Raw genomic sequence first — 11,775 nt, 5'->3', positions numbered from 1 at the left:
CGCCTTGGGGACGGTTCGCTCGAAAGCGTCATCGCTTCGAGCGAACCTCGAACACTCGCTGAAAGAAGCCGTTTACAACCTTCTCTCGTGGGTTCGAGACAACGATGATCGTAGCGTCGACGACCTGATGGAAGAGATTGATCACCTCTTCGTTCACTCAACAGCCGACACTAACGTTCAAAGCTGAGTTATACGTAAAATCACCCTCATCCGGGCTCCAGTTATACGCAATTGACGCCGCCACGCTGAGCAACCTCGAACACCCAGCCGCTCGGCTATCTGACGATACCATTTATGAATTATCGATCGAAACGACCACCACCGAAGCCCCAGCCGCGAGCCCCGCCCCGCACAGCGACCGCGCCTCACACCTCCCCAGCCTCGTCGGCGGTCCTCCGCTCCGCTCCGGACCACCGACTCCCTCGCGCGTGCTCCTCGCGTCTTTCGGACGCTCGGAGGCACGCGCCACAGCGGCCACAAAAAACCAGTCTCGCGGCTCAGCGACCGGTGTCGTACTTGTACGTCGCCGAGTCGGGGTCGATCCCGAAGTCCTCCGCCGACTCCTCCGGCTCGTCGTCGCCCGTCGGCTCGGCGTCCTTGAACGCCCGCCGGAACCGGTCCGCCATCTCGAACGCGTCGACGGTCAGTTCGAGGCCGACGACCCCGCCGCCGAGGAACTCGCGCTTCTCGGTGAGGCGGTCCGAGAGGGCCGGCGGGAGGTCGTCGGTGTCGACGCGCTCGAAGCCGAACTGCGTCAGGTACTCCGGCTGGTCGGTGAGCACGTACACCGTCTCGAACCCGTCCGCGGCCGCGGTGTCGACGAGGCGCTCCACGACGTGCGCCCCGACGCCGCGGTCGCGCCACTCGGGGAGGACGCCGATGCCGGTGAGCTCGATCCGGTTTTCCTCGTCCTCGTCGCCGCGGTGGAGGCGGAGCCGACCGAACCCGGCCCGGTCGCCCGACTCCTCGTCGACCGCGATCACGTAGTCCCGCGACCGGAAGGCGACGTCGTCGAGCCCCAGCTGCTCGATCGCGTCCAACAACCACGCCTCGTCACGGTTTTTGGCGTCGCGGACGTACATAGACGGCTGTACGAGGGCGGAGGTGAAAAGCGGTTCCCCGGCCCGATCGTCCGCCGTCATCGCGTCGCTTTTGCCTGCCGGCCGCCGACCCGACGCGTATGGAATTCGCCGCGCTGGCTGAGCGGGCGGAACGGGTGGCCGCGCACGACGGCGACATCGAGACGACCCTCGCGGTCGCCGACCTGCTCGCGGACGCCGGCGACGGCGGCGCGAACCACGGGTCGACCGACGACCTCCCGGTCGTCGTCCGGTTCCTCCTCGGTCGCGTCTTCCCCGCCCACGACACCCGTACGCTCGACGTCGGGCCCGCGCTCTGCCGTGAGGCGATCGCCCGCGCCGCGGGCCCGAACGTCGACGCCGCCGACGTCGAGGACCGCCTCGCCGAGCGGGGCGAGATCGGCGCGGTCGCGGCCGCGTACGACTTCGGCGGCCAGCGGGGCCTCGCCGCGTTCGGCTCCGGTCGCGACGCGCTCACGGTGGCCGCGCTCGACGAGGAACTCCGCAACCTCGCGGCCGCGAGCGGCGACGGCAGCGAGTCGCGCAAACGCGACGCCCTGTTCGGGCTGTTCACCCGCTGTTCGCCGAGCGAGGCGGCTTTCCTCGCCCGCCTTGTCCTCGGCGAGATGCGGCTCGGCGTCGGCGAGGGAACCGTCCGGGACGCGATCGCGGAGGCGTTCCTGACCTCCGAGACGGCCCACGACGGCGACGAGTCCGGGGACGACGACGATGACGGCCCCGCCGACGGCGACGGTCCCGAACTCGCCGCGCCCGACGACGCGGTCGCGGCCGTCGAGCGCGCGCTTCAGGTGACGAACGACTACGGGCGGGTCGCGGTCCGCGCCCGCGACGAGGGAGTCGCGGGGCTCCGCGAGGAGTCGCTGCGCGTCGGCCGCCCGGTCCAGGCGATGCTCGCGCAGGCGGGCACCGCGACCGACGCGCTCGACGCGTTCGGCGAGGTCGCCGTCGAGACGAAGTTCGACGGGGCTCGCGTTCAGGTTCACTACGCGCCGCACGGAGCCGAGGCGGACGACGGCGTGCCGGACGGCGACGCGCCGGGCGGCGAGGGCACCGCGCTCGGTCCGCGGCTCTACTCGCGGAACATGGACGACGTGACGGACGCGCTCCCCGAGATCGTCGAGTTCGTCGCCGACCGCGTCGACGCCCCCGTCATCCTCGACGGCGAGGTCGTCGCGGTCGACGACGACGGCGACCCGCTCCCGTTTCAGGAGGTGCTGCGGCGGTTCCGGCGAAAACACGACATCGACCGGATGCGCGAGGCGGTCTCCCTGCGGCTCCACGCGTTCGACTGCCTCCACGCCGACGGCGACGACTTACTCGACGAACCCCTCACCGCGCGCCACGAGCGGCTCCACGAGTTCCTCCCGGACGCAGCCGCGGATCTCACCGTCGCCGCGGACACGGACTCGATCGCGGCCGAGGAGCGGGCCGCGCTCGACGCGGGCCACGAAGGCGTCATGCTGAAGAACCCCGAGTCGGCGTACACGCCCGGCGACCGCGGGCGCGACTGGCTGAAGCGCAAGCCGGACGTGGAGACGCTCGACGCGGTCGTCGTCGGCGCAGAGTGGGGCGAGGGGCGCCGAGCGGAGCTGTTCGGCACGTTCCTGCTCGCCGTCCGCGACGAGGGAGCGAGCGACGCGCGGAACCGCGGCGCGACCGACCGCGACGCCGACGACCGCGACGCCGACGCCCCCGCCCCGGCGGGCTACGCCACGGTCGGCAAGGTGGCCACGGGGATCACCGACGAGGCGCTGGCGGACCTCACGGAGCGGCTGGAGCCGCGCGTCGTCGACGAGACGGGGACGACGGTCGCGTTCGACCCCGAACTGGTGGTCGAGGTCGGCTACGAGGAGATCCAGACCTCGCCGACGTACTCGGCCGGCTACGCCCTCCGGTTCCCCCGCTTCGTCGGCGTCCGCGAAGACAAGGGGGTCGACGACGCCGACTCGCTCGCCCGCGTCCGTCGGCTCGCCGGCGACGGCTGACGTTCCGACACGCGAAACTCCTTGACGGTCCGGTTCGTAGGGTAACACATGCCAGGCCCGCTCGGCGACGCGACGCGGCGAGACCTCACCGACGCGGCCGTCGAGCGACTCGCGGCGGCGGGGTTCGAGGTCGACCGCCCGGAGACGGGCGCCGAGCCGCCGGCGGTCGCGACCCGCGGCGACGACCGGTTGGCGGTGGAGCCGCTCGCAGCGGACGACGCGACGCCGATCGTGATCGCCTCGCGGCTCGGCCACGCGCTCGACCGGGGCCGCCGCGCGCTGTTCGTCGCCCGCGACGCCGACACCGCGGCGGCCGTGCGCGACCTCCTCGCCGACCCGCCGCTGCTCGCCGAGCGGACCGACGGTCGACGAACCTTCCACCTCGGCCCGGACCGGGTCCCGGTCTCGGGCGGCGGCTACGCCTGCGTCCGCGCCGACGGCCTCGGCCATCCGACGTTCGGCTGGCGCGAGACGGACACGCCCCTCGGCCCGGTGACGGCCCGCTCGGACGTCGACGCCGCCGCGGTCGACGACGAAGGGCGACCCGTCGTCCCCCGGCTCCTCTGCGAGGTCGACGGCGAGGCGGTCGCCGTCCTCGCCGGCGTCGATAGCCTCCAGACCCCGCCGGACGAGGCGTTCCCGTTCGCGTACCGCCGCGATCCGGACGACAAGCGGTTCCGCGTCCGGCGGGGAGGCGACGGGACGGTCGTCGAGACGGTCAGCGGGTTCGCGGCGCTGCGCGAGGCCGGATACGTTCCGATTCCGATGCCGCTCGTTCCCGAGCACGCGCTGGGGCGGCCGATCGACGACGAGACGCTCACGGCGGCGTGGGACCTGCTCGTGATCGGTGAGGGCGAATCGGTCGACGACGGCTCGGTCGACGACGGGGCGATCGGCGACACGGCCCTCGACGCCGAGCGCGATCGCGACCGATAGCCACCCTCAAGACGAGCGCGCCCGCAGACGGTAACATGACGGTCCGCTACGAGGAGTTCTCGGTGGAGTGGCTCGGCTACGCGACGGCGCGGCTGGAGACGGACGGGGGGCCGGTGGCCTACACCGACCCCGGCCGGTACGGCGTCCTCGACGACTACTGGGCGCGCGACGGCGACCTCGTCGTCGTCACCCACGACCACCACTACGACAGCGACGGGATCCGGTCTGTCGCGAGCGAGGACGCGACGCTCGTGATCTACGACGGGGTCGACCCCGCCGGCATCGACCGCGACGTGGAGCCGATCGACGCGCTCGCGGAAGAGTACGAGGTCGTCCGCGTCGGCGAGGAAGACCGCGTCGACGTCGAGACGCCCGCCGGCAAGGTACGGGTCTGGCCCGTCCCGGCACACAACGACCCGGAAGGGCCGAACGCGGACGCCGACGGCTCGGTCGCGCACCCGCCCGGGTTCGGCTGCGGCTTCCTCCTGTCGCTCGGCGGGCGCACCGTCTTCTGGCCCGGCGACTCGGACGCGCTCGACGGGTTCGCCGAGCTCGATGTCTCCGTCTTCCTCGCGAACATCGGCGGGGGCGGCATCGTCTCGGACCCCCGCGAGGCGGCGGACCTGGCCGAGGCGATGGACCCCGACCTCGTCGTCCCGATCCACTACGACACGTTCGACCTGCTGGAAGCCGACGGCGAGGCGTTCGCCGGGGACGTGGCGAGCCGGTCGATACCGGTCGCGCTCGACGCGCGCTCGGCGAACCAGTAGTCGGACCGGGCGGACGGAGACCCGAATCTGACGGACTGATTGCCGAACCGGACGGCGCGAACCTCTCGGCCGGTGGCCTTTTTACTCCGCCGCGTCCTTCCCCGGTCGCATGACCACCGAGTCCGCGCTGGCCGACGGGGTCCGGGAGGCGCTTTCGGTCGACGCCGAGGCGTTCGCCGAGCGCGCGGCCGAGGAGGCCGAGACCGTCAAACAGGAGCTACGCGACGGCTCCTTCGACAACCACCAGTCGATCGTCGGCTTCGAGTACGAGTTCTACGCGGTCGGCGACGGCCGGTGGAGCGAGGAGTCCCGGGCCGGCGAGTACGCGCTGATGCGCGTGCCGCGCCGCCTCTTGGAGCTGATGGGCTTCGAGAAGGAGCTGGGGCTCCACAACGCCGAGATGTCCACGAGCCCGCAGCCCCTCTCCGACCACGGGCTCCGCGCCCAGCTCGCCGAGGTCCGCGCCCGACTGGAGGCCGCAGAGAACACCGCGGGCGTCGAGGGGATGCGCCTCGTCTCCGACGGCCTCTGGACTATCCCGCCGGCGGGCGAGACCGCGGAGGGATACCTCACCGACAGCGTCGCTGTCGACGGCGTGGTGGTCGCGGTCAACATGAGCGACGCGGTCCGGTACCACGCGATGGCGAACTCGCGCCGAGACGACCTGAACGCCACCGACGCGAACGGGGGCGCCGCGACCGACGCCGAGGAAGAGCCGGTCGTCACCCTCGACGCGCCGGGCGTGTCGCTGGCGGCGGAGACGGTGATGCCCGAGAGCCTCATCACGTCGATCCAGCCCCACTATCAGGTGGCGCACGCCGAGACGCTGCCGCGGCACTTCCGGTACGCGCTTCGGATCGCCGGTCCCCTGCTGGCGCTCGGCGTCAACTCGCCGTTCTTCCCGCCGGCGCTGTACGACGACGGCTGGGACGGCGAGCGTGTCCTCGCCGAGGGGGCGACGGAGAACCGGGTCCACGTCTTCGAGTCCGTCCTCAACGCGCGGACCGACGCCGACAAGGTCCGGTTCCCCCGGGAGTTCCGCGACGTCGAGACAGCGGTCGACCGCATCGCGGCCGACGAGACGCTCATCCCGATGCCGGACCCGGGCGGCAGCGATCGCTTCGACGACGACTTCGCGACGTTCCGGACGAAACACGGCAGCTACTGGCGTTGGGTTCGCCCCGTCTTTGAGGGGGCGAGCCGCTCGGCCGCGAACGCCCGGATCGAGTTCCGGCCGATCCCCGGCCAGCCCACGGTCCGCGACTCCATCGCGTTTCAGGCGGCCTTCGCCGGGCTGATGCAGGCGCTCGCCCAGCACGAACACCCCGTCATCGGCCTCGAGTGGGAGACCGCGCGCGACAACTTCTACGCTGCCGTCGCCGACGGGCTCGACGCCGACATGGAGTGGATCGACCGCGACGGCCACCGGACGACCGACTCGGACGCGATGTACGCGGACCTCCTCGATCACGCGGAGGCCGGGCTCCGGACCGCCGGCTGCGCGGACGACGAGGCCGCGAAATGGATCGCGCCACTGCGGTGGCGCGTCGCGAACCGCATGACTCCGGCGAGCTGGAAGCGGGACCGCGTCCGCGCCCGACTCGACGACGGCGACGACTTCGCGACCGCGGTGGTCGACACCCAGCGCGAGTACATCCGCCAGCAGGCCGACGCCCTCATCGACGGCGGCTTCTCGGCGTGGACGGACGGGGAGTGACCGCCCCCGTGGTCGCCCGGCGACGCGGGAGCCGGACGGCGCGACCGCGACACAGTACAGTTATCGGTCCGCCGCGTCACGCGGCCGTATGGACGAGCTGATCGCCGCGGCGCGCGAAGCCCTCGACGCCGCCCACGTCCCCTACTCCGAGTACCGCGTCGGCGCCGCGCTCCGGACCGCCGACGGCACCGTCTACACCGGCTGTAACATCGAGAACGCGAACTACTCCAACAGCCTCCACGCCGAGGAGGTTGCGCTCGCGGAGGCGGTGAAGAACGGGCACCGCGAGTTCGACCGGATCGCGGTCTCGTCGGGCGTCCGCGACGGGGTCACCCCCTGCGGGATGTGCCGGCAGACGCTCGCGGAGTTCGCGGCCGACGACCTCGTCGTCGCCTGCGACGAGGGCGACGACGCGGTCACGGAGTACACGCTCGGGGAACTGCTCCCGAACACGATCAACGAGGGCACGCTCGACGACGCGAGAGAGGACTGACGCGAGGGAGGACCGACGCGAGAGAGGACTGACGCGAGGGAGGACCGACGCGAGAGAGGACTGACGCGAGGGAGGACCGACGCGAGAGAGGACTAGATCGGCGGGAGACCCGTCCGGCCGAGACGGAACTACTTTTAAACGGCTCGCCGAAGGGCGGAGACATGACCGACGACAGCGAGGACCCCAACGACGAGGCCGGATACCACGTCGAGGCCGCGCCCGACGACGTCGCGGACGCGGTCCTCCTCCCCGGTAACCCCGAGCGCGTCGACAAGATCACCGCGCTGTGGGGCGACCACGAGGAGGTCGCGCGCCACCGCGAGTACCGCACCGCGACCGGCAGCTACGACGGCGCCCCGATCTCGGTCACCTCAACCGGGATCGGCTCCCCCTCGGCCGCCATCGCCGTCGAGGAGCTCGCGCGCGTCGGCGTCGACACGTTCATCCGCGTCGGCTCCTGCGGCGCGATCCAGCCGGAGATGGACGTCGGCGACCTCGTCATCACCACCGGCGGCGTCCGGCAGGAGGGGACGAGCGACGAGTACGTGCGCGAGGACTACCCGGCGAGCGCCGACGGCGAGGTGGTCTCCGCCCTGGTCGCGGCCGCCGAGCGGCTCGGTCACGACTACCACACGGGCGTCACGATGAGCGCCGACTCCTTCTACGCCGGACAGGGGCGACCCGGGTTCGAGGGGTTCGAGGCCGCCGGCTCCGACGAGCTCGTCGCGGAGCTTCAGGACGCGAACGTGAAGAACATCGAGATGGAGGCGTCGGCCATCCTCACGGTCGCGAACGTGTACGGGCTCCGCGCCGGCGCGGTCTGCTCGGTGTACGCCAACCGCGTGACCGGCGAGTTCCGGACCGAGGGCGAGTCGCGCGCGGCCGAGACCGCGAGCCTCGCGGTGAAGCTCCTCACGCGGATGGACGAGGTGAAACGCGAGGCGGGCGCGGACCGCTGGCACGCCGGCCTCTCGCTGTAGCGGGCGCTCCGGCCGTCACGCTGCTCGCTGCCGAGCGCGGGCGTTCCAAAGCGACTTTACCCACGGACCGCGGAGCGGCAGGCATGAGTACACAGGTCGTGGTCGTCGGCTCCGGGTACGCCGGCGCAGGGGCGGTGAAGGCGTTCGAAGACGAGGTCGGCGAGGGCGAGGCCGAGCTCACGTGGATCTCGGAACACGACTACCACCTCGTTCTCCACGAGGCCCACCGCGCGATCCGGAACCCCGCGGTCGAAGACAAGATCACGATCCCCGTCGACGAGATCAAGTCCCCCGAGTCCGACTTCGTCCAGGGCCGGGTCGTCGACGTCGACACCGACGAGCGCGCCGTCGAGACCGACGACGGCACGACCGTCGACTACGACTACCTCCTCCTCGCGGTCGGCTCCACGACCGCCTTCTTCGGCATCGAGGGGCTGAAGGAGAACGCCCACCAGCTGAAGGGGCTCGACGACGCGAAGGCGATCCACGAGGACGTCCGCGAGGCGGCCGCCGACGCGACCCGCTCGGACCCGGCGCAGGTCGTCGTCGGCGGCGCCGGCCTCTCTGGCATCCAGACGGCCGGTGAGATCGCCGAGTACCGCGACAAGCACCGCGCCCCGCTTGAGATCAAACTGGTCGAGGGGCTCGACGAGGTGTTCCCCGGCAACGACCCGCAGATCCAGGGGGCGCTCCGCCAGCGGCTGGAGGACGCCGACATCGAGATCCTCACCGGCGACTTCATCTCGGAAGCCGACGAGGGGGCTGTCTACCTCGGTGGCGGCGAGGACGAGGAGCCGGAAGAGCTCGGCTACGACGTGCTGATCTGGACCGGCGGCATCACGGGCCAGCCCGAACTGGGCAACGTCGAGGTCGAGAAGGACGACCGCTCGAACCGCGTCCACGCCGGCTCCGACTTCAGCACCAGCGACGACCGCGTGTTCGCCATCGGCGACACCGCCCTCGTCGAGCAGGGCGACGACGACGTGGCCCCGCCGACCGCGCAGGCCGCCTGGCAGGCCGCGGAGGTCGCGGGCGCGAACCTCGCCCGCGCCGCCCGCGGCGCGCCGCTCCGCTCGTGGACCCACGAGGACAAGGGGACGGTCATCTCGGTCGGTGAGGAGGCGGTCGCTCACGACGTGATGGGGATGCCGATCAAGACGTTCGGCGGCACGCCCGCGAAGCTGCTGAAGAAGGGCATCGCCACGCGCTGGATCGCCAAGGTCTCCTCCGCGAGCCGCGGCGTCAGCGCGTTCGGCGACATGTGAGATCGGCCGACGCGCGGTAGCGACGCGACTCTCGGCTTTCGATCCTCGGCTCGGGTCGGCCACGACTCAAACGCTGTTCTCCGTCGAACGACCTCCACGGCGCAACGAAACAGCGGCTCTCGCAGTCAGTGTTCGGCCGGCTCGTCGGGGGCTCGCATATCGTCGATCCGCAAGATGAGAATGTTCGCGGTGTCGTCTTTCCCGTCGACCGTCCCGTCGATGACGAGCTTGGAGAGCGGCGTCGGCCCCACGGCGACGCTGTCGCCCTCGTGGAAGTCGCGGACCGAACCCTGAACGTGGATCTCGGCGCGGCACAGCTCGGGGTGGTGGACGCTGGAGAGGTCGATCCCGTCGACGTTGACCCCCTCGACCTCCTCGCTCTCGTGGTAGATCGGGACGTTCGCGGGCTCGTCCATGCGCTGGATATCGAGCGCCTCGTACGCGTTCGAGGTGGGTTTGTAGCCGCCCTTCGGGCCGGGTACCCCCTCGACCAACTGGAGGGCCTTGAGGCTCTGCATCTGGTTCCGGATCGTCCCGGGGTTGCGGTCGACTTCCTCGGCGATCGCCTCGCCTTTCACGGCGTCCTCTCGTTCCCCGTACAGGTTGATGAGGGCCGAGAGGATGCTTTTCTGGCTCGAAGTGAGCTCGATCGATGACATGGTGCGGAATACACCGCGCCCCCGCTTAAATGCGGTGGAACCCATTTATAAACGATCGTGTGGAATCGTCTCGGCGGCCGGAGACCGTCGGTTCGGGCCGGTTCGGCTCACCCGCCGCGTAGCCGCTTCATCCGCACGTACGCGAGCGGGCTCGACAGCGCGACGACGACACCGACGCCGATCAGCGCGACGCCGAAGTCGACGGCGACGAACGAGACCGCGGCGCCGACGAGCCCGATCGCCGCGCCGGTGAACGCGACCGCGATGGTCGCGCCGATCGGCTCGATGTCGCCGGGGTCGACCGAGCGGGGATCGGGACTGCTCATGGGCGTCCGTGGCGGCCCGGGCGCAAAACGCTGTCCGATCCGGTCGGTCGGATTCGCTCGGACCGCGGTCGGGCGGATCCCGCCCCGTCGGCTCGACCCGGCCGCCGATCCCCACCATTCAAGCGCCGCGGCGTCGCGTAGCCGGTATGACCACGGTCAGGATCATCGGCGCGCCGACAGACTACGGGGCGAACCGACGCGGAGTCGACATGGGACCGTCGGCGATCCGGTACGGCGGGCTCGCCGACCAGCTCGCCGGCGCCGGCGTCGAGACCGTCGACGCGGGCGACCTCCACGTCCCCCGGGCCGAGGAGCGCGACCCGGACGCGGACGCGCCGAGCGAGGGGGAAGCGAAGTTCATCCGCGAGACGGAAGCGGTCTGTCGGCGGCTCGGCGACGAGGTCGCCGCGACGCTCGCCGACGGCGAGGTGCCGCTGGCGCTCGGCGGCGACCACTCCATCGCCATCGGGAGCCTCTCCGGGTCCGCGCGCGACGCGGACGTCGGCGCCGTGTGGTTCGACGCGCACGCGGACCTCAACACGCCCGCGACGACGCCCTCTGGCAACGTCCACGGGATGCCCCTGGCGGCGGCCCTCGGGATCGGTGAGTTCGCGGACACCGAGTGGGCGAACGCGCCGGGGCTCTCGCCGGAGAACGTCGCCTTGGTCGGGCTCCGCTCGGTCGACGGGGCGGAGGCGGAGCTGATCTGCGACCGCGGCTTCGCGGCGTACACGATGTCGGACATCGACGAGCGGGGGATCACGGCGGTCACGGAGGAGGCGCTCGAGGTCGCGTCCGCGGGCGTCGACGGGATCCACGTCAGCCTCGATCTGGACTGGCTCGACCCCAACGCTGCGCCCGGCGTCGGGACGCCCGTCCGCGGCGGCGTCACCTACCGCGAGGCGCACAGCGCGATGGAGATCGTCGACGAGACTGACGCGCTCCGGTCGATGGAGATCGTCGAGGTGAACCCGACCTTGGACCAGCACAACGAGACGGCTGAGCTCGCGACTGAGCTGGCGGCGAGCGCGTTCGGGAAGCGCGTCTTGTACTGAGAGGCCGGGGTCAGACGCCTCGGTCGAGCTGTTCGACGACCTGCTGGAGGTCCGCCTCGGACTCGACCTCGCCTTTGATCTCCTCGCGGCGGCGCACCGCGGCCGAGTCGGCGTCGTACGCGCGGACGAACTCGGCGCGGGTGTGCTCGTCGAACGCGTGCCGGATCGCGAAGTAGCCGTCGGGGACGATCGTGCCGCACACCTTACACTCGTGGCGCTGGTGGTCGTTCGTCTGGTGGACGATCGCCGCCTCCACGTCGTCGAAGGCGGCGTCGCAGTCGCCGATGCCGCACGTCCAGCGAGGGGCCATACCCGGACTCTCGCCCGAGGGGGATTAACGGTTTCCCAACTCGGCGCGGGCGCGCCGGGGGGTCGACGGGGGTCGGCACCGCGGGTTCACCCCCGCGGTCGCGGCACCGTCGTCGTCGAACGATACCCATTTGCGCGGGCGCGACGACCGTGCGACCGTGACCCGATCGAGAACGCGCG

General features: G+C 71.4%; 12 protein-coding genes and 1 pseudogene. 9 read left to right on the top strand and 4 right to left on the bottom strand.

Annotated features, from left to right (window positions below; all coding sequences use genetic code 11):
• Positions 1 to 187 (top strand): annotated as a pseudogene (locus tag B9G38_RS11130) (IS701 family transposase); the annotation flags it as partial.
• 310 nt (positions 188 to 497) lie between these two features.
• On the opposite strand, the gene B9G38_RS11125 reads toward B9G38_RS11130, so the two are convergent.
• Positions 498 to 1,082 carry a GNAT family N-acetyltransferase gene (locus B9G38_RS11125; protein WP_049931183.1) on the bottom strand — a complete coding sequence of 195 codons (585 nt, stop codon included), beginning with the start codon at positions 1,080 to 1,082 and terminating at the stop codon, positions 498 to 500.
• 98 nt (positions 1,083 to 1,180) lie between these two features.
• Between B9G38_RS11125 and ligA the strand changes: the two genes are divergently transcribed.
• The 7 genes from ligA (at position 1,181) to B9G38_RS11090 (ending at position 9,246) form a co-directional block, all read left to right on the top strand.
• Positions 1,181 to 3,085, top strand: coding sequence for an ATP-dependent DNA ligase LigA (gene ligA, locus B9G38_RS11120; protein ID WP_086220417.1), 1,905 nt, complete (start codon positions 1,181 to 1,183; stop codon positions 3,083 to 3,085).
• Between the two features lie 48 nt (positions 3,086 to 3,133).
• On the top strand, positions 3,134 to 4,021 hold the full coding sequence (locus B9G38_RS11115; RefSeq protein WP_086220416.1) for a hypothetical protein: 888 nt from the start codon (positions 3,134 to 3,136) through the stop codon (positions 4,019 to 4,021).
• A gap of 35 nt (positions 4,022 to 4,056) precedes the next feature.
• Entirely contained in the window at positions 4,057 to 4,791 is a 735-nt protein-coding gene (locus B9G38_RS11110) for an MBL fold metallo-hydrolase (protein WP_086220415.1), read from the top strand.
• 109 nt (positions 4,792 to 4,900) lie between these two features.
• Complete coding sequence (locus tag B9G38_RS11105; RefSeq protein WP_086220414.1) at positions 4,901 to 6,508, top strand: hypothetical protein; 1,608 nt, start codon at positions 4,901 to 4,903, stop codon at positions 6,506 to 6,508.
• An 88-nt stretch (positions 6,509 to 6,596) separates the two neighbouring features.
• Entirely contained in the window at positions 6,597 to 7,001 is a 405-nt protein-coding gene (gene cdd, locus B9G38_RS11100; protein ID WP_049931171.1) for a cytidine deaminase, read from the top strand.
• Positions 7,002 to 7,162: 161 nt separating this feature from the next.
• A complete protein-coding gene (locus B9G38_RS11095; RefSeq protein WP_049931170.1) occupies positions 7,163 to 7,981 on the top strand; it encodes a nucleoside phosphorylase in 819 nt (272 codons plus the stop codon).
• A gap of 83 nt (positions 7,982 to 8,064) precedes the next feature.
• Positions 8,065 to 9,246, top strand: a complete 1,182-nt coding sequence (locus tag B9G38_RS11090; RefSeq protein WP_049931168.1) for an NAD(P)/FAD-dependent oxidoreductase — start codon at positions 8,065 to 8,067, stop codon at positions 9,244 to 9,246.
• 125 nt (positions 9,247 to 9,371) lie between these two features.
• Here the strand turns inward: B9G38_RS11090 and B9G38_RS11085 are convergent, their stop codons facing one another.
• Positions 9,372 to 9,905: an Rrf2 family transcriptional regulator gene (locus B9G38_RS11085; protein ID WP_049931162.1), complete on the bottom strand. Its 534-nt coding sequence runs from the start codon at positions 9,903 to 9,905 to the stop codon at positions 9,372 to 9,374.
• 107 nt (positions 9,906 to 10,012) lie between these two features.
• Positions 10,013 to 10,231: a hypothetical protein gene (locus tag B9G38_RS11080; RefSeq protein ID WP_086220413.1), complete on the bottom strand. Its 219-nt coding sequence runs from the start codon at positions 10,229 to 10,231 to the stop codon at positions 10,013 to 10,015.
• 146 nt (positions 10,232 to 10,377) lie between these two features.
• Here B9G38_RS11080 and rocF point away from each other — a divergent pair, with 146 nt between their 5' ends.
• Positions 10,378 to 11,286, top strand: coding sequence for an arginase (gene rocF, locus B9G38_RS11075; protein ID WP_086220412.1), 909 nt, complete (start codon positions 10,378 to 10,380; stop codon positions 11,284 to 11,286).
• A 10-nt stretch (positions 11,287 to 11,296) separates the two neighbouring features.
• On the opposite strand, the gene B9G38_RS11070 is transcribed toward rocF, so the two are convergent.
• Positions 11,297 to 11,596, bottom strand: a complete 300-nt coding sequence (locus B9G38_RS11070; protein ID WP_049931157.1) for a hypothetical protein — start codon at positions 11,594 to 11,596, stop codon at positions 11,297 to 11,299.
• Positions 11,597 to 11,775: the final 179 nt, after the last annotated feature.

This window comes from Halorubrum sp. SD612 (assembly GCF_002135005.1).
This window is presented reverse-complemented; position numbering and strand designations above follow the sequence as displayed.

What these genes read in the sequence shown, in the direction of transcription:
- B9G38_RS11070 (WP_049931157.1), bottom strand. Translation starts at nt 11,596, where the DNA reads ATGGCCCCTCGCTGGACGTGCGGCATCGGCGACTGCGACGCCGCCTTC.
- B9G38_RS11095 (WP_049931170.1), top strand. Translation starts at nt 7,163, where the DNA reads ATGACCGACGACAGCGAGGACCCCAACGACGAGGCCGGATACCACGTC.
- rocF (WP_086220412.1), top strand. Translation starts at nt 10,378, where the DNA reads ATGACCACGGTCAGGATCATCGGCGCGCCGACAGACTACGGGGCGAAC.
- B9G38_RS11105 (WP_086220414.1), top strand. Translation starts at nt 4,901, where the DNA reads ATGACCACCGAGTCCGCGCTGGCCGACGGGGTCCGGGAGGCGCTTTCG.
- B9G38_RS11080 (WP_086220413.1), bottom strand. Translation starts at nt 10,231, where the DNA reads ATGAGCAGTCCCGATCCCCGCTCGGTCGACCCCGGCGACATCGAGCCG.
- B9G38_RS11085 (WP_049931162.1), bottom strand. Translation starts at nt 9,905, where the DNA reads ATGTCATCGATCGAGCTCACTTCGAGCCAGAAAAGCATCCTCTCGGCC.
- cdd (WP_049931171.1), top strand. Translation starts at nt 6,597, where the DNA reads ATGGACGAGCTGATCGCCGCGGCGCGCGAAGCCCTCGACGCCGCCCAC.
- B9G38_RS11110 (WP_086220415.1), top strand. Translation starts at nt 4,057, where the DNA reads ATGACGGTCCGCTACGAGGAGTTCTCGGTGGAGTGGCTCGGCTACGCG.
- B9G38_RS11125 (WP_049931183.1), bottom strand. Translation starts at nt 1,082, where the DNA reads ATGTACGTCCGCGACGCCAAAAACCGTGACGAGGCGTGGTTGTTGGAC.
- B9G38_RS11090 (WP_049931168.1), top strand. Translation starts at nt 8,065, where the DNA reads ATGAGTACACAGGTCGTGGTCGTCGGCTCCGGGTACGCCGGCGCAGGG.
- ligA (WP_086220417.1), top strand. Translation starts at nt 1,181, where the DNA reads ATGGAATTCGCCGCGCTGGCTGAGCGGGCGGAACGGGTGGCCGCGCAC.
- B9G38_RS11115 (WP_086220416.1), top strand. Translation starts at nt 3,134, where the DNA reads ATGCCAGGCCCGCTCGGCGACGCGACGCGGCGAGACCTCACCGACGCG.